The sequence below is a fragment of the Lactobacillus sp. RTP31084st1_F9_RTP31084_210423 genome, assembly GCF_040919545.1.
Classification (GTDB): domain Bacteria; phylum Bacillota; class Bacilli; order Lactobacillales; family Lactobacillaceae; genus Lactobacillus; species Lactobacillus paragasseri.
Genome location: NZ_JBCOVH010000004.1, coordinates 37,535 through 59,512 on the forward strand (window position 1 = coordinate 37,535; position 21,978 = coordinate 59,512).

At 34.8% G+C, this 21,978-nt stretch carries 19 protein-coding genes; 17 read left to right on the top strand and 2 right to left on the bottom strand.

The window, feature by feature from the left end; all coding sequences use genetic code 11:
- Nucleotides 1–36: 36 nt before the first annotated feature.
- Genes AB5359_RS08550 through AB5359_RS08570 form a run of 5 tightly spaced genes read left to right on the top strand, consistent with a single transcriptional unit; the run spans nucleotide 37 to nucleotide 6,975 of the window.
- Entirely contained in the window at nucleotides 37–1,428 is a 1,392-nt protein-coding gene (locus AB5359_RS08550; protein WP_048685400.1) for a cytochrome ubiquinol oxidase subunit I, read from the top strand.
- Nucleotides 1,428–2,450, top strand: a complete 1,023-nt coding sequence (cydB, locus tag AB5359_RS08555) for a cytochrome d ubiquinol oxidase subunit II (RefSeq protein WP_048685395.1) — start codon at nucleotides 1,428–1,430, stop codon at nucleotides 2,448–2,450. Before AB5359_RS08550 ends, cydB begins: the two co-directional genes overlap by 1 nt.
- Nucleotides 2,451–2,468: 18 nt before the next feature.
- Nucleotides 2,469–4,286, top strand: a complete 1,818-nt coding sequence (gene cydD / locus AB5359_RS08560) for a thiol reductant ABC exporter subunit CydD (protein ID WP_368279792.1) — start codon at nucleotides 2,469–2,471, stop codon at nucleotides 4,284–4,286.
- The gene (gene cydC / locus AB5359_RS08565; protein WP_048685390.1) at nucleotides 4,283–6,028 is read left to right on the top strand and encodes a thiol reductant ABC exporter subunit CydC; all 1,746 of its coding nucleotides are present in this window, start codon (nucleotides 4,283–4,285) and stop codon (nucleotides 6,026–6,028) included. The genes cydD and cydC overlap by 4 nt, the downstream gene beginning before the upstream one ends.
- 20 nt (nucleotides 6,029–6,048) lie before the next feature.
- Complete coding sequence (locus tag AB5359_RS08570; RefSeq protein ID WP_048685387.1) at nucleotides 6,049–6,975, top strand: prenyltransferase; 927 nt, start codon at nucleotides 6,049–6,051, stop codon at nucleotides 6,973–6,975.
- Nucleotides 6,976–7,466: 491 nt separating this feature from the next.
- Here the strand turns inward: AB5359_RS08570 and AB5359_RS08575 are convergent, their stop codons facing one another.
- The gene (locus AB5359_RS08575; RefSeq protein ID WP_048685381.1) at nucleotides 7,467–8,762 is read right to left on the bottom strand and encodes an extracellular solute-binding protein; all 1,296 of its coding nucleotides are present in this window, start codon (nucleotides 8,760–8,762) and stop codon (nucleotides 7,467–7,469) included.
- A 288-nt stretch (nucleotides 8,763–9,050) separates the two neighbouring features.
- Here AB5359_RS08575 and phnD point away from each other — a divergent pair, with 288 nt between their 5' ends.
- The 12 genes from phnD (at nucleotide 9,051) to AB5359_RS08635 (ending at nucleotide 21,457) form a co-directional block, all read left to right on the top strand.
- Nucleotides 9,051–9,983: a phosphate/phosphite/phosphonate ABC transporter substrate-binding protein gene (gene phnD / locus AB5359_RS08580; RefSeq protein WP_003648175.1), complete on the top strand. Its 933-nt coding sequence runs from the start codon at nucleotides 9,051–9,053 to the stop codon at nucleotides 9,981–9,983.
- 92 nt (nucleotides 9,984–10,075) lie between these two features.
- Nucleotides 10,076–11,149, top strand: a complete 1,074-nt coding sequence (locus AB5359_RS08585) for a BMP family ABC transporter substrate-binding protein (protein ID WP_048685377.1) — start codon at nucleotides 10,076–10,078, stop codon at nucleotides 11,147–11,149.
- 161 nt (nucleotides 11,150–11,310) lie between these two features.
- Complete coding sequence (locus AB5359_RS08590; RefSeq protein ID WP_048685374.1) at nucleotides 11,311–12,195, top strand: proline iminopeptidase-family hydrolase; 885 nt, start codon at nucleotides 11,311–11,313, stop codon at nucleotides 12,193–12,195.
- A gap of 278 nt (nucleotides 12,196–12,473) precedes the next feature.
- Nucleotides 12,474–14,402, top strand: coding sequence for a glycoside hydrolase family 3 N-terminal domain-containing protein (locus AB5359_RS08595; protein ID WP_077410057.1), 1,929 nt, complete (start codon nucleotides 12,474–12,476; stop codon nucleotides 14,400–14,402).
- 274 nt (nucleotides 14,403–14,676) lie between these two features.
- Nucleotides 14,677–15,549: a PTS mannose/fructose/sorbose/N-acetylgalactosamine transporter subunit IIC gene (locus AB5359_RS08600; RefSeq protein ID WP_368279793.1), complete on the top strand. Its 873-nt coding sequence runs from the start codon at nucleotides 14,677–14,679 to the stop codon at nucleotides 15,547–15,549.
- Nucleotides 15,542–16,390, top strand: coding sequence for a PTS system mannose/fructose/sorbose family transporter subunit IID (locus tag AB5359_RS08605; protein WP_003649787.1), 849 nt, complete (start codon nucleotides 15,542–15,544; stop codon nucleotides 16,388–16,390). Before AB5359_RS08600 ends, AB5359_RS08605 begins: the two co-directional genes overlap by 8 nt.
- 12 nt (nucleotides 16,391–16,402) lie before the next feature.
- Nucleotides 16,403–16,882 (top strand): PTS sugar transporter subunit IIB, encoded by a 480-nt coding sequence (locus tag AB5359_RS08610; RefSeq protein WP_003649786.1) that lies wholly within the window; start codon nucleotides 16,403–16,405, stop codon nucleotides 16,880–16,882.
- Between the two features lie 11 nt (nucleotides 16,883–16,893).
- On the top strand, nucleotides 16,894–17,925 hold the full coding sequence (locus AB5359_RS08615) for a serine hydrolase (protein WP_003656949.1): 1,032 nt from the start codon (nucleotides 16,894–16,896) through the stop codon (nucleotides 17,923–17,925).
- Nucleotides 17,922–18,977, top strand: a complete 1,056-nt coding sequence (locus tag AB5359_RS08620) for a dipeptide epimerase (RefSeq protein WP_048685364.1) — start codon at nucleotides 17,922–17,924, stop codon at nucleotides 18,975–18,977. The genes AB5359_RS08615 and AB5359_RS08620 overlap by 4 nt, the downstream gene beginning before the upstream one ends.
- Nucleotides 18,978–18,981: 4 nt before the next feature.
- Nucleotides 18,982–19,713 (top strand): serine hydrolase, encoded by a 732-nt coding sequence (locus AB5359_RS08625; protein ID WP_048685362.1) that lies wholly within the window; start codon nucleotides 18,982–18,984, stop codon nucleotides 19,711–19,713.
- 15 nt (nucleotides 19,714–19,728) lie between these two features.
- Complete coding sequence (gene murQ / locus AB5359_RS08630; RefSeq protein WP_048685361.1) at nucleotides 19,729–20,622, top strand: N-acetylmuramic acid 6-phosphate etherase; 894 nt, start codon at nucleotides 19,729–19,731, stop codon at nucleotides 20,620–20,622.
- Nucleotides 20,623–20,695: 73 nt separating this feature from the next.
- Entirely contained in the window at nucleotides 20,696–21,457 is a 762-nt protein-coding gene (locus AB5359_RS08635; RefSeq protein WP_003649781.1) for a sulfite exporter TauE/SafE family protein, read from the top strand.
- 98 nt (nucleotides 21,458–21,555) lie between these two features.
- On the opposite strand, the gene AB5359_RS08640 is transcribed toward AB5359_RS08635, so the two are convergent.
- A complete protein-coding gene (locus AB5359_RS08640) occupies nucleotides 21,556–21,978 on the bottom strand; it encodes a PTS sugar transporter (protein ID WP_048685359.1) in 423 nt (140 codons plus the stop codon).

The following is a 21,978-nucleotide window of genomic DNA, read 5'->3' on the forward strand; positions in this document are numbered from 1 at the left end:
TGTTATATATGTGGATATAGAAATAGGTGAATGAAAATGTTATCGGGTGTAACAATGTTAGATCTTGCCCGCTTCCAATTCGCAATGACTACAGTATTCCACTTCTTCTTTGTTCCCTTCTCTATCGGGATGGGATTCATTGTATCAATCATGGAAACACTCTATGTCGTTAAAAAGGACGAAGTATATAAAAAGATGGCTCAGTTCTGGGGAAAAATTTATCTCTTGAGCTTTGCTGTCGGGGTAGTTACAGGTATTATTCAGGAATTCCAGTTTGGAATGAACTGGTCTGACTACTCTCGTTTTATGGGAGATATTTTTGGTGCTCCATTAGCTATTGAAGCCTTACTTGCTTTCTTTATGGAATCTACTTTCATTGGCTTATGGATGTTTACTTGGGATAAGTTTAAACCAGGTCTGCACTGTGCTTTAGTTTGGATTTCCTTTATTGGTTCTATGTTAAGTGCAATTTGGATTTTAACGGCTAATGCCTTTATGCAGCACCCTGTTGGCTATGTCATTAAAAACGGTAAAGCACAAATGGCTAGTTTCTGGGCTTTAATTGCAAATGAACAACTTTGGGCTAGTTTCCCACACGTTGTAATCGGTGCAGTTGTCACAGCTTCATTTGTAGTAATTGGTATGGCTGCCTTTGGTTTACTTAGAAAACGCGATGTCAACTTCCACAAGAAGTCAATGCGCGTTGCCTTGTGGATTGCTTTATTTGCCTCAATTGCTGAAATTGGTGCTGGTGACTACCAAACTCAAGTTGAAATTCATGAACAACCAATGAAGTTCGCTGCAACTGAAGGTGTTTACGATACTACTGGTGATCATGCACCTTGGGATATCGTAGCTAACTTAAATACTAAAGAACATAAAAATGAAGGTGCAATTTCTATTCCTGATGTTTTAACTATTCTTACTTACCATAAGACTAGCGGTTCTATTAAAGGAATGAACCAAATTAATAAGGAATTACATGCTAAATATGACAAGAAATTTGGCAAGGACATGAGCTATTATGTTCCTGTTAAGACCTTGTTCTACAGCTTCAGAATTATGGCAGGCTTTGGTGCCCTATTCGCATTACTTTCAATCCTAGGTTTAATTTGGACTCGTCCAAAGAAGAACACAATTGAAAATAAGCGTTGGTTCTTATGGATTTTAGGTATTTCTACCTTCCTTCCATTTGTTGCGAATACTTGTGGTTGGTTCATTACAGAACTTGGTCGTTTCCCATGGACTGTTTATGGACTCTTCACAATTGCAGACTCAATTTCTGCAAGTACAACAACCGGCGAGCTTTGGTTCACGAATATTATGTACTTCCTAATCTTCTCAACTCTTGGCGGAGTAATGATCTATTACTGCAAACGTCAACTTGACATGGGTGTAGCTGGTGCACTTGAAAGGGGTGCATACTAATGATCGACGGAATTGATTTTTTACAGTTGCTTTGGTTCTTATTAATCGGCCTCTTATTCATGATCTTCTACTTCACTGAAGGTTTTGATTATGGTGTAGGAATGGCAACTAAGTTTTTAGCAAGAAATGATCAAGAAAAGCATCTCATGATGGAAACCATCGGACCTCACTGGGATGGAAATGAAGTATGGTTAATCACTGCTGGTGGTGCTATGTTTGCTTCATTTTCTGACTGGTACGCAAGTCTATTTAGTGGCTATTACATTTTGCTATTCTTTACTTTATTTGCTCTAATCATCAGAGGTGTGTCATTTGAATTCTCTGCTCATGCAGAAACTGAACATGGTTTTAGAATTTGGACTGGCGCTCTATTTTGGGGCAGCTTATTAGCACCATTTTTCCTAACAATGATGTTCGGAAGCCTAATTCAAGGTGTGCCAATTGATGCTCAAGGAAATATGAGCTTAAGTTTCTGGAATATTGTTAACCCACTATCAATTGTTGCTGGTGTCGCTGGTGTACTTCTTTGCTTAATTCATGGAATTAACTTCTTAAGATTAAGAATTGATGATCCAGAATTGAGCGAGCGCGCTGCTAGTTTAAATGAAAAGCTTTACCTTATAGCCTACTTAGGTGAAGTTGTCTTTGCCTTGCTAGTCTTCTTCCAAACTGATTTCTTTAAGCTAAGACCAGTTTCTTCAACAATCATTACTTTAATTATTGTTGCCCTAACTGCTTGGTCAGATATTTCTTTGATTAAGAACAAACAGGTAGCAGCTTTTGTAACAAGTGGTTTAACTTTAGTGGCTGTTGTTGGACTCTTGTTCAATGGACTTTTCCCACGCGTTTTAATCGCAACTGATTCAGCACACTCACTCTTGATTAAGACTGCTGCTAATTCTAAATTGACACTTGAAGTAATGACAATTGTTGCTCTTATTCTCTTGCCAATTGCCTTGGTTTACATCATCTGGTCATATGTAGTCTTTAGACGGCGGATTAAGGTAAATCAAAACGCCTAATCTAGAACAGGAATAAAAATGATTGATAAACGACTTTTCAAATTACCAAAAGCCAAAATCATGCTCGCAATGCTTGCAGGACTAATGTTCTTGCAAGCATTTGCTATTTTAGGACAAGGTATTTTTCTTGCCCGAGCAATTGTTGGCTCTTGGAAACGGCAACCTTTTACTGAAATAGCACAAGATGTGTTACTTTTTTTGATCTTCTATTTATTACGGCAAGGTATCAACTGGTTTCAAAAATGGTACATGAACCGTTATGCAAATCAAACAATTACACTTTTGCGCCAGCAACTACTTAATAAAACCTATGATGGCGGAATTGCACTAGTATCAAGAATTGGAACTGGTAACTTAGTTTCTACTTTACTAGATGGAATGGATGAGATTTCTAACTATCTATCTTTGATTTTTCCAAAATTAATTGCACTTGCAATTGTTCCTTGGGTTATTTTGATCTATATCTTTACCTTAAATGCCCTATCTGGCTGGATTTTATTGCTGGTCTTTCCTCTATTAATCTCATTTATGTTTATTTTAGGGACAGCAGCACAAAGTAAAGCTAGTAAGCAATACGCAGGCTATGTTAAGTTGCAAAATCATTTTGTCGATGCCTTGCGTGGCTTAAGTACTTTAAAAGTTTTAGGACTTGCTAGAAAATATGGCAATATTGTTTACAAGAACAGCGAAAACTATCGTAAAAAAACAATGGGCGTTTTAAGAGTGGCTATCTTGTCTACTTTTACACTTGATTTTTTTACAACTTTATCAATTGCGATGATTGCCATGTTTCTTGGAATTGGCTTAATCAATGGCAATTTAGTTCTCTATCCTTCGCTAGTTATTTTGATCTTATCACCCGAATATTTTTTACCTATTCGTGATTTTGGTAATGACTTTCATGCAACATTGAACGGTAAAAACGCGCTTGGACAAATTTTCGATATTTTAGCTTTTCCTACTACACCGCAAGAGGATCAGTTATCCAGTTTCACGTGGAACAACGATAGCACTTTAGTAGCTAAGAATCTTTCTTTTAACTACAGTCATGTTGATCAAAGTAAGTTCACTGTTAATAAAAATGCTAAAATGAGCGGCGTCGTAAAAAAGAAAACGATGCATAAAACAAGCCAACATACCGCTGATGAATTACGTAATATCAATTTGAACCTTACTGGTTTTCAAAAAGTTGGCATTATTGGGCCAACTGGAGCTGGTAAGACAACTTTAATGCGAATCTTAGCTGGTTTTCTTACTCCGCACCTTAAAGACGATAACTTCACTATCAATGGACAACCTCTTGCTCAACTTAATCAAAAGAATTGGCAAAATCAAATTACTTACATTCCCCAAGATCCTTACATGTTCGCTGCTAGTATCAAAGACAATCTAACTTTCTATAACCCAAATGCCAGCCAGGAAGAGATTGATGTAGCTTTAAAGGCAACTGACTTAGACAACTTCGTGGCCAGCTTAAAAGATGGTTTGAATACTAAAATTGGCGAAAATGGACGTGGCATTTCTGGTGGTCAAAAACAGCGAATTGCCTTGGCACGCGCATTTTTAGCAAAAGACCGCAAGATTTTATTCTTCGATGAACCAACTGCTCACCTTGATATTGAAACTGAATACGAATTAAAGCAGCCAATGAAAAAACTAATGGAAAATCACCTAGTTTTCTTTACAACTCACCGTCTGCATTGGTTAAATGACATGGATTGGTGCTTAGTTATTGAAAATGGAGAAATTGTTGAACAAGGTACTCCTGCAGATTTAGCAAAAAATGGAACTGCCTTTAAGAAACTCACTAAGCCACTGAAAGAAGACCTACTATGATGAATAAAAAATTTTCTTGGAAAAATGATCACTGGATTAAACCATACCTAGCCCAATATAAATGGAACTTTCTCTTAGCAATTTTTCTAGGCGTAATCATGTTCTTTTGCGGTGGTGCCCTTATGTTTTATGCTGGCTACACCATCGATAAAGCCGCTACACGTCCAGAAAACATTCTAATGATTTATGTACCAATAGTTTTAATGCGGGCTGTTGGTATTGGTCGTCCTTTATTTAGATATTTAGAACGTTTAGTATCTCATAACTGGATTTTGCGCGTTACTAGTTCTTTAAGACGAAGACTGTTTTACATTGCCGAAAGAAATACTTCAGCTGTTGGTTCAAGCTTTCAAACAGGAAGTATTTTATCGCTTTTAACTGATGACATTGGTCACTTGCAAAATCTTTATCTAAGAACTATTTTCCCTGCAATCTTGAGTTACTTAGTTGGTTTCTTTGTAGTAATTTTGCTGGGGCTCTTCTCCTGGCCTTTAGCTGGAGCAATCGCAATTTTATTAGTTGCGGAATTAGTATTGGTTCCCTTCTTCTCCCTCTTAAAACAAGCTGCTGTTCGCACTAAAGAGAAAGAAGAAAAAGCACAACTTTACACTGAATTTACTGACCAAGTTTTAGGAGCTGGAGACTGGAAAATTTCTGGTAGACGGGATGCCTTTTTTAATCAAACTAAAGAGACTTTAAAATCTTTAGGCCAACATGAAAAGAAGTCTGGAAAGTTTGATTGGGCTAGAGACTTCGGTCTTGAGTTCATCTTTGGCTTGATGGCAGTTGCGCTTCTTTATTTCACGAACCAAACTCTTACCAATAATCAAGAAGCAGCAAACTATGTTGGAGCAGTTGTCTTAGCTCTCTTTCCTTTATCAGATGCCTTTATTCCAGTTGGTCAAGGAATTGAAGAATGGCATACATATAGCGATTCTGTAAAACACTTAAATGAATTAAAGGTACCAGAGAATCGTTTGCCTGCTCAGCAATATCTCGATCCTGCTTTTGCAGGTACTTTAAGAGTATCGGATATTTCATTCACTTATCCTAAAGAAGACTATCCAATTATTCAAAATTTCTCTCTTACTCTAAAAAGAGGACAAAAAGCTGCTTTAATCGGCCCATCAGGTGCTGGTAAAAGTACTATTTTGCAATTAATCTTAGGTGATTTAAAACCTAATCAAGGGACTGTGACACTCGATCATTTAAACGTTCTTAAACTTCAAAGGGAACGCTCAAAGTTATTCTCTGTTCTAAATCAAGAACCATTTTTGTTTAATACAACTATTTATGAAAATCTCAAAATGGCTAACCCAGATGCCACTACAGATCAAATGATGGAAATTTTAGAAAAAGTCCAGCTAGCTGATTTTGTTAATTCACTTCCTAAAAAGTTAGACACAGAAGTAGCTGAAGCTGGAGCACGATTTTCAGGCGGTCAGAAAGAACGTTTAGCACTAGCACGTGTACTTTTACAAGACACACCAATCGTCCTCTTAGACGAGCCCACTGTTGGTTTAGATCCTCTTACAGAACAAAAACTTTTAAATTTAGTGTTTGAAGTTTTAAAAAATAAGACAGTAGTTTGGGTAACGCACCATCTACAAGGTGTAAAATATATGAACGAAGTTCTCTTCTTTAAAGATGGAAAAATTACAATGCAAGGAAATCCACATGATCTCTTTAAACATAATGAACATTTCCACCAACTTTATTTAATGGATCAAGGACTAATCTAAAAAATAGAAAGAAGTTTACTATGTCTGCTGAAGCTAAGCAAGGCTACTATGAATTAATTGAACCACGTACCCTATTTAATTCAATTATTCCCGTATTATTAGGGATGATGTATACAGAATATAATTTTCAGTTTTTCAGAATTTTTCCTACAATTGAAATGTGTATTGCCACGATTGTTCTACAAATTTTTATGAACGTGAATGATGGCTATTGGGATTATAAACGTGAAAAAGCTGCCAAAACTGGCGATCATAAGAAGAATCCCATTGGTAAGTATCACCTTAATCCTAAACACGTTTTAGCTTTTGTTTGGGTATTATTCATCGTTTCAGCTGTTTGCGCTATTCTGATTGGATTTCAAACTAATATCTATATTTGGATTATTGGAATTATTTGTTATGCTATTGCTATTTCTTATTCAACGGGTTCACACACAATTTCTGCTGGACCGTTTGGAGAGATTGCAGCTTGTTTTGCAATGGGCTTTGGTATTTTCTTGGTAATGGTTTACATCAATGTTTGTTCTAAGGTCTCCTTTAATTGGAACTTTATTTATCCAATTATTCTGGCTGCTGGAATACCTGAAATTTGTAACTTTACTTTAATGCTAGGTAACAATTTATGTGATCATGACGCCGATATTGCAAATGGTCGCCACACACTAGTTTCATACATTGGAATCAAAGGCGGATTATACTTATTTGTATTCAATTATTTACTTGGTTTCTTTTTAACAGGTTGGGCAATTTGGATTGGTGTCCTTCCTTGGAGTGTAGCTTTAATTTTAATTTGTATTCCAACTATCTATAAGAACATGCGCTTTCTTTGGAAAATTCAGACGAAGCCAAAATCATTTCCTAAAGTTGTTCAAAATACGCAAGTATTGTTTATTACTGAAGCGGTTGGTTTCTTTATCGGTTTGATTTTAAATCTTAGAATTAGATAATTAAAAAAGGTCGAAACTTCATCTTAGTATGAAGTTTCGACCTTATTTAGTTATTACCAAATTGAACCTAAGAACTCAAAAATGACATCTATAAATGGAATATACGAGCAAACAAAATACTGGAAAAAAACATGGAAAAAGTCATGGTGCTCAGCATTATTAAACAAGTATTTTGGATTATTTTTATTGCCATAGTTTCCAAAAGATTTAGCAAAATAATATTTTTTATTTTGCTTATGCGACAGTGTTTGTATTAGGGCTACCACAGTGGTGATAATTAGTGAAAGCACAATAATACTAATGATTACTATCAATATTTCCATCATATACTATCCTTTTTTAACCACTTTTATACTGTCTGACTTTTTTATAGTTTACTAAAAAAATAAGTCCTACTAGGAAAAGTGACTAATTTAGCTCAAAATATAACCAAAAAGGTCGAAACTTCATCTTAGTACGAAGTTTCGACCTTATTTTATTTCAAATTATTTTTATTGCTTCCACGCTGCATCAAATTTTGCTTTACCTGCTTTAATTTGATTATCAACATTTTGACCATTCTTAGCTGCATACAAAATCTTAGCCATAATTGGATCTAATTGACTGTAGGCAGCGTTTGAGTTCTTAGCTACTGGAATACTGTACAAGTGTTTCATAGCCCCTTCTAACTTAGCTGGAAGCTTAGTCTTGGTGTTTTCTTTGTATTCTTTAGATTTCACAACAGAATTATTAACTGGAATATAGCCAGTTGCATTTGCCCATTTAAGTTGAGTAGATTTAGAAGTTAAAAATTGCATATATTTAAATGCGGCAGTTCTTTGCATTGCTGTTGCTTTTTTAAACATGTAAATATCAGTACCTTGCTGCATAGTATATTTACCAGGGCGTGCAGCTACATCATAAGTAAACTTATCACCAACTGCCTTTTTAACGTAGCCTTCACCTGCTGATGTTCCAATATACATTGCTACCTTTTCATTAGCAAATGGACCTGATAAATAGTGTGCTGAACCAGCAGTTGTAAAGTAGCACTTCTTCATACCTTGAGCATAGTAATCAATAACTTTCTTGGAATCTTTGCCAGTAAAGTTAACTTTATCAGTTAAATTAATTCCTTCATTTTTCATACCCAAGGTATAGTAATTAGCTAAAGAATCAAAGCCTGCACCAACAACTTGATGGTTACTCTTCTTATAAATGGTTTCTGAAACTTGTGCTAATTCCTTCATAGTTGTAGGAACTTTTTTAATACCATATTTTTCAAACATGGACTTGTTATAGGTTAAAACTTCAATAGATTTATTAAATGGAATACCGTATTGTTTTCCTTGAATTTTAGCTCCATCCAATAATTCAGTTCTAATATTTGACTTAGCAGCACTTCCCCAACCGAGCTTACTGTTATTAATGTATGGGAAAAGATCAACCAACATATTACTCTTAACAGCATTATAGAGCCAACCAGGATATGCTTGCGTAATTGTTGGTAAATTATTTGGTGATTGTAATGTTGAATTTACCTTAGCTTGTAAATCAATATAAGAACCTTGATTTTCAAGTTTGATTTTAATATTAGGATTTTTCTTTTCAAATTCTGCAGTTAATTTTTCTAATTCTGCACGCTGACCACCATTCATTCCATGCCAAAAGGTTACCGTAGTTTTCTTGGTAATTTTAGTTGGAATATTTGCTGCTGAACTATCTTCTTTATTTCCTTTTGAACATCCAGTAGCAATTAATGCCAACCCTGCAACTAAACCTAAAGCAATCTTTTTATATAAATTCATCAAAATCCTCCAGTAATTTCAAAATTAAAGCACTATTTATTGTACCAAAGCAAAAATCATATACAAGATGTTGTAGTATAAAAATAAGATTTTTTATTTTAAAATTTTTCATATTTTAAATTCTGCGTCAAACGCGCATTATATATAGCTTTTGCATATATAAAATACGTATATATCCGTACATTATAAAGAATAATGTTTATAATTATTCATATTTTGCCTTGAATTACGATTAATAGTCTGCTATCTTTAAATCGTCAACTTCATTAAATAGTTCTGGAGGAAAAAATGAAGATAAAGAAATTTTTGATTGGCGCCGCTATGGTTTTACTTGCTGCAACAAGTGCAGCTTGCTCAAACAGTAAATCTGCTTCTAAATCAAGCGATGGTTATACTCCTAAGGAGTTAAACGTTCAATTCGTTCCTAGTGTCCAAGCTTCTAAACTTGAAGCTAAGGCTAAACCATTACAAGGTTTACTTGAAAAGCAATTACACATGCCCGTTCACGTAACTGTTTCAACTGATAATTCCGCTTTGGTTGAAGCAATGGCATCTAAGAAAGTTGATGTTGGTTTCTTACCACCTGATGCTTATGTTTTAGCTCACAAGCGTGGTGTAGCTGACGTTTTACTTCAAGCACAACGCTATGGCTACGATGAACCAAGTGGTAAGCAAAATCATAAATTAATGGACAGCTACCGTTCAATGATCGTTGTTAAAAAAGGTTCTAAGATTAAATCTTGGAAAGATCTTAAAGGTAAGACGATTGCCGTTCAAGACCCAACCTCTACTTCTGGTTACGTTCTTCCAATCGCCGAACTTCACAAGAAGGGCTTAAACGTACCAAAGGATTGTAAGTTAGTTCAAGTTAAGGGACACGATCAAGCTGTTTTATCAGTTTATAACGGAGACGCTGATGCTGCCTTTGTCTTCTCAGATGCTCGCCCACTTGCTGCAAAAGATGCACCAGCCGTAATGAAAGATGTTGTTCCAATCTACTTTACCAAGTACATTCCAAACGATACTGTTTCAGTTAGAAGTGGTATGTCCAAGTCATTTAAGAAGAAACTTGCTAAAGCATTCAAAGATATTGCCAAGACTAAGAAAGGCAAGAAGATCCTTGAAAACATCTACCAACACTATGGTTATGTAGATTCTAAAGATTCTAACTTCAACATTGTTCGTGAATACGAAGCTGAAGCTAAAAAAGCTCAAAAATAAGTTTAATATTTTTAAAGGCCACCCTACTTTGACTTGTAGGATGGCCTTTTTCTCGTTTAAAATTAGAATAGATTTTTAATTGAGGTTTTTAAATGAAACTAAATAAAAAATTTTCTCTACTACTAATAGCAAGTACTGTTTTTTTGAGCCTAAGTGCTTGCAGCAAACCAACTCATGAAGAGCAAACAAATAAAAAGCTAGCCAATCACATTGCTTTAATCTCAGATACCAATGGAATTAAAGATAATTCTTTAAATCAATCTGCCTGGCAAGGCGTTAAGAATTACGGTACTAAGAATAACCTTGTTGAAGGAAATAAAGGCTACAATTATTTCGTTCCTAAAGATCCCCAAGATTATCAAGCAACTATCAACAAAGTTCTAGATAATGATTTTTCAACAATCATTGGCGTTGGTTATACACTTAAGCCTAATATTGTTAAAGCCGCGAAGAATAATCCTAAAAAGAACTTCGTTCTTATTGATACTCATACTGATAAGATTCAAAACCTAGCTAGCATCTCCTTTAAAAATCAAGAAGGAGCTTATTTAGCAGGCGTTGCAGCTGCCTACACCACTAAAAGCCACACAGTGGGACTTATTTTAGGGCAAAACAGTAAAGAGATGGATTCCTTTAAAGCCGGTTTTATTCAAGGAGTTACAGCCAGCAGTCGTAAGCTTCATAAGCATATTAAAGTGATGAGCAAAACTGTCGGTAATTTTTCAGATATTAATAAAGCGCATGATATTGCCCAGGAAATGTACAATCAGAAAGCTGATATAATCTTCCAAGCTGCGGGTAAAAGTGGTCAAGGCGTCTTTAAAGCTGCCAAAGAAGTCAATCAAACCAATCCCGTAGGACAAAAAGTCTGGGTTATTGGTTCAGATGAAGATCAAACCAAACTTGGAAATTACCAAGCAAAAGGCGGTCAACCTTCTAACTTTACCCTTACCTCTGTAATCAAAAGCGCAGATGTAGCTGTTGAAGATCTTGCTAATCAAACTGCTAAGGGTAATTTCCCTGGTGGAAAGAACTTAAACTATGGTCTTAAAAACAAGGGTATTTCTCTAGTACAAGGTAATTTATCTTATCATACCTGGATCAAAGTTCAGAAAGCCAAGCAGAAAATTATTGATGGTAAAATCAAGATCATGGCTAATCGTTAAAAGATCGGTAGCATCAAAATTAATACAAACTAAAAAGTCACATTAACTTATGCCAAAAAGTTACTTGTGGCTTTTTTCTTTGCTTTATTTTCTACATTACTATCTACATTACAAAACACACTATAATATAGTTGTATAGATACAAAGAAAGTGTGTTTAAGATGGCTAATGAAAGTAAAATAGTGACTCTTAAAAATGGTTATCATGTATGGACTCGTAAAGAAGGACAAGGTCCTATTAAGATTTTGCTTCTGCACGGCGGTCCTGGCATGGATCATGAATATCTTGAGCCTTTTTCTAATTACATTAAAATGCATCCCAATATAGAGATTATCTACTATGATCAATTGGGATCATATTTCTCAGATCAACCTAATGATCCAAAGTTATGGACAATTCCGCGTTTTATAGAAGAAATAGAAGAAGTCCGTAAAGCATGGGATTTAGATCAGTTTTATTTATACGGTCAATCATTTGGTGGTTTATTTGCTTTAGAATATGCCGCTTCTAAATACGGCAAACATGTGAAAGCCCTAATTGATTCAAACATGGTTGATTCATATCAAGATTACGCAAAATATATTAACAAGTACCGTGAATCGATGGATCCTGCTGATGTTTCATATATGAAGAAACAAGAAGAACGACACAACTATGATGATCCACATTATCAAGAACTATTGATGAAATTATATCACCGCTGCATTTGCAGAATATCTCCATGGCCCGATGCCGTGCAAAGAACTTTTGATCATATGAATGAGCAAGTTTATGTCACCCTACAAGGACCAACGGAATTTAACATTACTGGTTCATGTAAAAATTGGACAATTCGGGATCGTTTATCCAAAATTACGATGCCTACTCTTGTATTAGGAGGAAAGTATGACAGCATGAATCCAGCTGATATTAAAGCTTTAGCCGATAGATTACCTAATGGTACAGCTCATATATGTCCTAATGGAAGTCACTTTTCAATTTTTGATGACCAAAAAGATTACTTTAATGCCATAAGTAGTTTTATCAGAACAGTTGAAAATAAATAAGAAATACATATATTTTTATCATTGATATGATCTATACCACATTCTATACTGAGAGCGTAAGACTTGATATAAAGTCAAACACTTTCTACATTAATAAAAAAGCCATATTGCATAAATACATGCAATATGGCTTTTTTATTTTTATAAACATATACCCAGCACCATTACATTTTATACATTTATATATAGGAAGTGATTGACATGGTCTAGCCCACTAACTATACTAAACGTGTAAGCGCTTATATGTATTTAGTGTAAAATAATGAGAGGATAAAATAATGAAAATTAAACGTGCTTTTACATCAGTAATAGCCGGATTTTCAATAGCTGTTGGGTGTTTGGCGATAAACAATTTATCTGCTAATGCTGCAACTACTCAAAACGGTGTTACTAATGATCAAATAAATCAGTATGTAAACAACGCTACTCTAGAACAAAAAGTGGGACAAATGTATGTATCAAGAACCCCACAAGATCCAAACCAAGTTAAAAATGATGTTTCTAAATATAACCTTGGTGGATTAATTGTTTATGATGCTGATATGAAGGGACTTACTCAACAACAATTTAAAGATAAAATGAAGAGTTTCCAAGACTCTGCTCAAACACCTTTACTAGTTGGTGTTGATCAAGAAGGTGGACTAGTTTCAAGACTTACTCACAGCGGATTAGTCCAACAAAATGGTAATCAATTTGCCTTTCCAAGAAAACAATACGAAGAAGGTGGCATGAAAGAAGTAGTTGATGATGCCGAAAAGAATGCCACTCTTTTACGAAGCTTAGGTATTAATTGGAATTATGCGCCGGACGCTGACTATAGTACTAAGCCAGGAACATTTATGTGGGACAGAACTTTTGGACAAGGATATCAACAAACTGCTGACTACCTATCTAAAGTTGTTCCTGCATGGCAACATGATAATCTCGTCGCATCAACATTAAAGCACTTCCCTGGATATGGTGATGCTGCCGACACCCATACTGGATTTGCAGAAAACAGCAAATCATTAACAGAACTTGAAAATCAAGACATGGTCCCATTTAAAGCTGGTATGAAAGCTGGCGCAGATTCCGTCATGGTTACTCACGTCATATATAACAAGATTGATCCTGAATATCCAGCTTCCCTTTCACCTAAAATTAATTCTTTAATTCGCAATAATTGTAACTATAACGGTGTTATAGTTACCGATGCCCTAGAGATGGGAGCTATTACAGACTTCGCTAAAGAACACGGTAATGCTTCAGTAGACGTCCTTGCAGTTAAAGCTGGAAATGATATGATCATGACCACAGATTATGCTACTGGTATCAAGGAGATTGTATCTGCTGTTAAAGCTGGCGAAATTCCTGAATCACAGATTAATGCATCTGTCACAAGAATTTTACAATTAAAGAATAAACTAGGTCTTTTAAAGCCTGAAAACTTAATGTTCAGGAAACCTACAAATAATAATAATAATACAAGTACCATTATTAACCCTGGAAATACTGACCATAAGAACCCTAGCGTTATTTCAGGAAATAATTCTATTACTATTAGTGGTATTACTTATAACAATGATAAAAAAGTTGCCTTTATTAATGGTAAAGTATCAGATCCTGCAGCAGAAGGTTCTATGATTATGACTGCTACAAGTGCTAATACTGGAAAAAAGATTACTACTGCAGTTGTTGGTGGAAAAGGCGTATTTGCTATTGAACTTCCTATGACTAATGAAGTTCAAAATGTAAAAATAACTTCAGATGATGATTCATATGCTGCAGTTACTACTAAGGTAGAAGCTATCAAAGCTGACAAGCCTGTAGTTAATACTGACCAAAATAATAAGCAAAATAGCTCTACAGAAAAACAAACAAATAAGCAAAACAATTCAGTTAAAGATGAAGTTAATATCACTTTAAATACAGAGAAACAAGCAAACAGCGCTAAAAAGAATACTCAAGTAGTATCTAAGAACATTAATTCCGAAAAGACTACTGTAACCAATCCGGTTTATAAATCAGCTATAAAAACTAATTACCAAGGTAAAAATGTTATTACTACTAGCCACGATTCAGCAGCCCATGCTGTTGCACAAAAGTCAAATAACAACGCTAAAGTTTTACCAAAAACTGGTACTAAAGAAAATATTGTAGCATTATTTGGATTAGCAATAACTTCTACTACTGCATTATTTGGATTAGCACTTAGAAAAAAGAACTAATAATACAAAATATATTAATTAAACTTAAAAGAGTTGAGTCAAAAAATGATTCAACTCTTTTTTTACACTCTTAAGGGCACAAATATATGAAAAAGTTAGAATACTAATACTATATAGGCTTAGTTTTTTATATATTCATAACTTATATATAAACTTTATAGCTATTTATGAAATATTATTTTATTTTATGCCTATTTTTAGTGTTTTTACGAAATATTATTTCAAAAGTGCTATAATGTACTTGAAAGCGATATCAGAAAGAGAGGGAAATATAATGAAAATTTCTGTTATAGCAATAATTTTTCTAAGTCTTTATGTAGGCTTAGGTCAATTAGATGCTCTATCATTAAAAACAGGTCTCTACTCACCAGTATTCGGAGGTGCAGTTACAGGCTTAGTACTAGGTGACTTAAAAACTGGATTAATCGTTGGTGCTACATTACAATTGGCAACTTTAGGTGTAGCAACTTATGGCGGTGCTACAGTTCCTGACTTTCTATCTGGTTCCGTTATGGGAACAGCATACGCAATAATTTCTGGTCGTGGCGCTGCATACGGTATAGGTTTGGCAATTCCTATTGGCTTACTCCTAACTCAAATGGATATTCTAGCACGTTTAGCAAATACTTATTTTCAAAATCACGCCACCAAAGAAGCAGAGAAAGTAAATTATACTGCTGTAGAACGTGATAATCTTTATGGCATTATCTCTTGGGTATTATCACGGGCAATTCCTGTATTTATTGGTTTAACCTTTGGTGCTACAGTTGTTAAAGCCATAAACAACTGGATCCCGACTTGGTTAATGAATGGCTTAAAGACAGCAGGTATTATTCTACCAGCTATGGGTATTGCAATATTGATGAGATATCTGCCATTAAAGAGATACTACCCATACTTTATTCTTGGCTTTGCTTTAATGGCATACTTTGCAAAACAATTCTCATTACTTGGTCTTGCCTTAGTTGGCTTTTCTCTCGTAGCAATTTATGTAATGCAAAAACAAAATAGTAATAAATCTGAAAAATCTCAAAACGTAGAGAAAAAAGATGCTAACTCTAAGAAGGAAATTGAAGGAATACAAAATCCTAATGATGCGATTGAAGCAAGTCGCGTAGATGCTGAGGAGGTTGAGTTCGATGCCTAAAAAGAATATTCAAGTTAAAATGAAAAATTTAACTAAAGGTGATTTAGTAAACATATTTTGGCGCAATACTTTAGGCTTACAACTTGGATGGAACTATCCAAGAATGCAAGGCTTAGGCTACGCATACACAGTGATGCCAGCTTTAAAGAGATTATATAAAAATAAAAAAGATAAAATGAAGCAAGCTCTAAAGCTAGAGATGGAATTCTTCAATACCACGCCCCAAATGTCTCATTTAATAGTAGGTGCCGATGTCGCCTTACAAGATGAATTGGGTATGGATGATAATAATGAAAAAGCTATAGCGGGTTTAAAGACCGGTTTAATGGGACCCTTCGCAGGTGTTGGTGATACCGTCTTTGTAGCAATCTATAACGCTATTATCTATTCAATCACTGCCTACTTAGCACTATCTGGCCAACCATTAGGACTTTTAATTCCCGTAGTTGGATGTTTAGCTATTACTTGGATTAGATGGAAATTCTTTAACATCGGATTATCACAAGGTCAAAAACTTGCTTTTGCATTTTCAGACAAAATGAACATGCTTACTGAAGGAGCTTCAGTTTTAGGATTAACAGTTGTAGGTGGTATGATCCCAGCTCTTATTAATTATAAAGTTGATCTAACATATAAAGTCGGAAAAGTGACCATGTCGGTTCAAAGTATGCTGGATAAGATTATGCCAGCATTATTACCGTTAGCTATTGCCCTATTCTCATACTGGATTCTTGGTAAAAAGCATATGAATTCAACCAGATTAATCTTCGTATTAATTGGACTAGGTATGATTTTAGGAAACTTACAACCTATTTGTAACTGGATTGGTAGCATTTTTTAGAAGGTGAAATAAATGAGTATTTGTGCAGCACGTGTTGATGAAAGAATGATACACGGACAAGTAGCAATGGTATGGACAAATGTGGTCGGTGCTAACCGTATACTAGTAGCCAATGATGAAGTCGTAAAAGATGATTTAAAGATTGAGGGATTAAAATTAGCAAAACCAGCTGGCATCAAACTCAGCATTTGCTCTATACAACGTGCTATAGAAAATCTAAAAAATAATAAATATGGTGAAGATAATGTCTTTTTGATTACGCGTAATATTCCCGATATGGCCGATATCATTAATGGTGGTGTTGATCTAAAAGAGTTTAACGTAGGTAATATTTCTTCTAAAGATGGTTCTCGACAAATAAAAAAGTCAGTTAATGTTACCCCTAAAGATGTAGATATCATTAAGAATTTAATTAACAAAGGCGTAAAAATCACTGCTCAAATGGTACCAAATGAACCCGATTCTTCCATCATGACTTATATTGAAAAATAGAGGACTAAATTATGCAGCAAAATACAGTTGATAAAATTGTAAAAGTCATAAATCAGTCTATACAAAATAATGATATATATGGTGCTTCCTACAGTTTAATTGGAAAAAATGAAAATCTTAGAACCTATGTTGGATACCAGGGAGAAGACAATGACCATATTCCGATATCTTCTGGAATGATGTACGATTTGGCGTCTGTTAGCAAAGTTATCGGAACTACCACTAGAATTTTTCAACTACTAGCCAATAGGCAACTATCTCTTGATAGTGAAGTTGGAGAATATTTATCCGATATTTCTTATCCCAAAATAAAAATAAAAAGTTTATTGTTACATGAAAGTGGTTTGCAATCAGATTTTGATAATGTTCATAGCATGGCAAAAGAAGAATTAATAAAAAAAGTTAAGTCCGCCCCACTTATATACACTCCCGAGAGTAAAACTGTATACTCTGATTTAAATTACATCTTACTTGGATGGATTATTGAGAATATTGACCAAATCCCTCTAAATGAAGACCTAAAATCACATATCTTTCAACCGTTAGATATGAATAATACCACTTACTCACCTAACAGTATTCCTTCGTCTCAATTTATACCTACTGAATACCAAAAAGATCGTGGTGGCATAATTCGTGGAAAAGTGCATGACTATAAAGCTTATTTGTTAGACGGTATAAGTGGACATGCCGGATTATTCTCAACTTTAAATGATCTATCGCAATTTGCCCAAGTCTTTCTCAATGGTGGGAAATACAAAGGAATACAAGTATTTCCTAAAATAATGTATACCCTACTGAAAAATAAAAAATATAGACATAATGATCGTACATTAGGCTGGGAACTTTGGGATTCAAATAAAAATATGCTATGGCATTCTGGTTTTACAGGAACTTCAATTGCTCTTAATCTAGATAGCCATGAAGCTTTTATATGTCTTACTAACAGAATTTACCCAACACGTAAAAAAACGGGCTGGATTCAAGAAAGACGAGAGTCGTTATCTTATTTCTTTAATCAGAAAGAAGAAATCAAAAAATGAGTATATATATTAAAAAAATTACGTGTAGTAAAAAAACGGTCCCATTAAAGAGACCGTTTATTACTGCCTTACATAAAGTCACCGAAATTGAAGGACTGAAGATCGTTGTTGAATTAAGTGATGGTCAAACAGGTACTGGAACAGCTACTCCTAATGAGAAAGTTACCGGTGACACACTACAAAGCTCGCTAGACATTGTTAATCAAGTTATTAAACCTGCATTAATAAGCCAAGACTTCAAAAATTGGAACAAAATTTTAACCACACTTCAAACCTGTATCGTTCATAATACTGCCGCAAAGGCGGCAATGGATATTGCCTTACATCAATTAAAGGCTAAAGAAAACAATGAATCTCTAGTTAACCTGCTTGGTAGTGAAAAAGGCAAATTAACAACCGACTATACAATTAGTATTGGTTCAGATGACCATATGGTTTCTGAAGCCAAAGCCTTAGTTAAAGATGGCTTTACTGCAATCAAAATCAAGTTAGGCAACAATTCTGTAAGTCATGATATTAAAACCATTCAAAAAATTAGTAAAGCTGTTGGTCCTGACATTTCCTTACGTATTGATTGCAATCAAGCCTGGAATTACAAAGACACTTTAAAAGCTAGTCGAACTTGGGCACAGGATAATTTAAACATTGATTTTATCGAACAGCCTGTTCTAAAAGATGCAATCTCAGATTTAACTTTATTAAGTGAAAATTCGCCTTATCCAATTATGGCTGACGAAAGTGTCGCTTCATATCAGGATGCCATTAACTTAATCCAGCATCACGCTTGTGACTACATCAACATTAAGTTAATGAAAACTGGTGGCTTATCAGAGGCAATCAAAATTAATGATTTAGCCCAAGCTTGTGGTATTAAAACTATGATTGGTTGCATGATTGAGCCAGTTGAAAGTATTGCGGCAGCTGCTGCATTCGCTGTTGCAAATAAAAATGTTAAATTTATTGATCTCGATTCAATTTTTATGGCTACACAAGATCCCGATCTTAGTAAGTATTTAGAAATTAAAAATAATGAAATTATTCTAAAGGACTAAGACAATGCAACTGACCCAAATTCAAGAACAAATAGAAAATAATCCTTGGAAAACAGCAATTACTATTCGTAAAAATAATCATACGATCTTTGAAAATTCAAACGCTAATGTGATTTTTAAGTCAGCCTCATTAATAAAATTAGGGATTGCTCTTTATATTCAGGAAAAAAAGCCTGGCACAATCGCCAATACTCTTACCCTATCTAGTAATGATATTGTTGGAGGAGCCGGCATTATAAATAGACTAAGCATTAAGTCATGGAAGATTAGCGATTTATTAGACCTAATGTTATCTGTTTCTGATAATACAGCTACTAACGCTTTATTGAATTATTACAACATCAATACAATTAATGATTATTTACAGCGAAATTTTCAAAATATTTCTTTAGGTCGATTTTTAATGAAAAAAAGTGATAAAGAAAATACTTGTACATCAAATTCTATGATGGACGTTTTTGAAAAACTACTTGCAGGTAATAACGAAGTTAACCATGTGGTTCTCGATGCCTTAAAGCACCAAGAAGTAAGAAATAAATTAGTAGCTTATAACAATCCTAAGTATGAAGTCTTTAATAAAACTGGCGAACTATTGCATGAACAGCATGATATAGCACGATTTAGAGCAAACACTGATGTGATTGACTGCTGCGTATTAACCAATTATCAAAGTCAAAAAGATTATGAGAATATTTTAAGTATGATGCAAAAGATCGGAAAAATACTTACACACTAGAAAGAAGTATTTACAATGGAAATTAAAAACTTAACTACGGAGCAACGAAACCCCGCGACTATGCACATTGATTCCATGTCAACTATCGACATGGTCAAAACTATTAATCAAGAAGACCAAAAAGTCGCTGTAGCAGTGGGAACTCAAGATGATAAAATTGCCCGGGCAATAGATGAAGCAGCTAAGCGCTATAGCAAAGGTGGACGTTTAATCTATATCGGTGCTGGAACAAGCGGCCGTCTTGGCGTTTTAGATGCTGCTGAATTAGTTCCTACCTACGGTATTAAACCAGAACGCGCAATCGGATTAATTGCCGGCGGTAAAGGTGCGATGTATGTTGCTGTCGAAGGTGCTGAAGATTCACAAGATCTAGCAAAGAAAGATTTAAAAGATCTTAAACTAAATAAAAACGATATCGTTTTAGGGCTTGCCGCCAGTGGCCGCACTCCATATGTAATTGGCGGTCTTGACTATGCTAAAGCGACAGGTGCTCTAACTATTTCCATTGCCTGTGTTAAAGATTCTAAGATAGGCCATCACGCCGATATAGCTATCGAAGCTGTTGTTGGACCTGAAGCGATTACCGGTTCAACTAGGATGAAAGCCGGAACTGCTCAAAAGATGATTTTGAACATGATTTCTACTGGTGTCATGATAAAACAAGGAAAAGTCTACGAAAACGTCATGATTGATGTTAAACCTACTAATTCTAAGCTAATTGATCGTGCCTGTCGCATTATTCACACTACTACTGGTGCATCTACCCAGAAAGCTAAAGATACTCTTAAAGAGGCTAATAATGATGTTGGCTTAGCAATCGTAATGCTTAAAACTAACTGCAGTCTCAATCAAGCAAAAAGTTTGTTAGAGACAAAAAATGGAAATGTCGCAGAAGTTTTAAATAAGTAGCTTGCTAGCTAAACAGAAGGGGCTTATAATACCTACCATTGCAATATATCAATTTACAATGTGAGGTGAAATTATGAGTCCTTTTTTCTTATTCATTTATCTGATTTTTGGTGGGATTTTAGGTGGCCTTCTCTCAACAATTGCAAGTATGGCATCCCTTGCCACTTATCCAGTCCTCCTTTCAGTTGGTATTCCCCCAGTTTATGCAAATACTACTAATGATGCAGCCTTAATCTGGACTGGCGTTGGATCAACTGCATCTTCGCTTAAAGAACTAAAGGGTCACTGGAAACAAGTTAGTTTCTATTCAATTTTTACAATTATCGGATCAGCTTTAGGCTGTATGCTTTTAATTCAATTTCCCGGGAAAATATTTGAGAAGATCGTTCCCTTCTGTATCGCTTTTTCCGGCTTAATGATTTTATTCAGTGGAGAAATTCATCTTGGAAATGAAAGTGATCATCCTAATCGCTTAGTTCAAGCTCTATCACTTTTATGCTTATTGATTGCTGGAGCTTATGCTGGGTACTTCGGCGCTGCGAGCGGCGTTTTAATGTTAGTTATCTTGAACGCAATTAGTGATGATGCCTTTTTAACTGTTAATGCTATGAAAAATATTATTGGCGCACTCTCCAATTTAGTTGCGCTAATTATCTATATGTTTACCGAAAAAATTTACTGGAGCGCTGCTATTCCTTTGGCAATCGGAGCGTTGATCGGTAGCTACTTTGGACCACGTATCATGCGCCATATTCCAGTTAAGATCATCCGTTTGGGCATTGCTGTTTTAGCTCTCATTCAAGCTGCTTACTTCGCTTATACTGCGTATAAATAAAAAATGATAGTTTAAAGTACTTACTTGATATAAAAAATAAGGGCACTACCTTCAAACGGTAATGTCCTTATTTTCATATCAGTGTAAATATAAACTGCTTATATTCCATCTTTACTTATCTCATTCTCTGATGAAATATCATCTAGTTCTAAAATTTGTGTTCCCATTTTAGAAATTTTTACTAGTTCATTAGCATAGTTATCTAGAGAATTATACTGATTAAATATATTTTCAAGAAGGGAAGCCAGATTACAGCCTGCTACTACTTTTATATTTTTATTTTCAAATGCTAATTTTGCTGCTACTTTGTATGGAGTCCCTCCAACCAAATCACAAAAAATTAATGTCAACTTAGTATTAATATTCTTATTAAACTCCTTAGTTAAATCTTCTTCACTCATACCCTCAGAAAAATCTATATACTTAAAAGAATCCTGCGGTCCAGCTAACAATTCAATTGCACTTCTTATTCCAGTAGCATATTTACCATGCCCAGTAATGATAGTTTGAATATTTTTCAT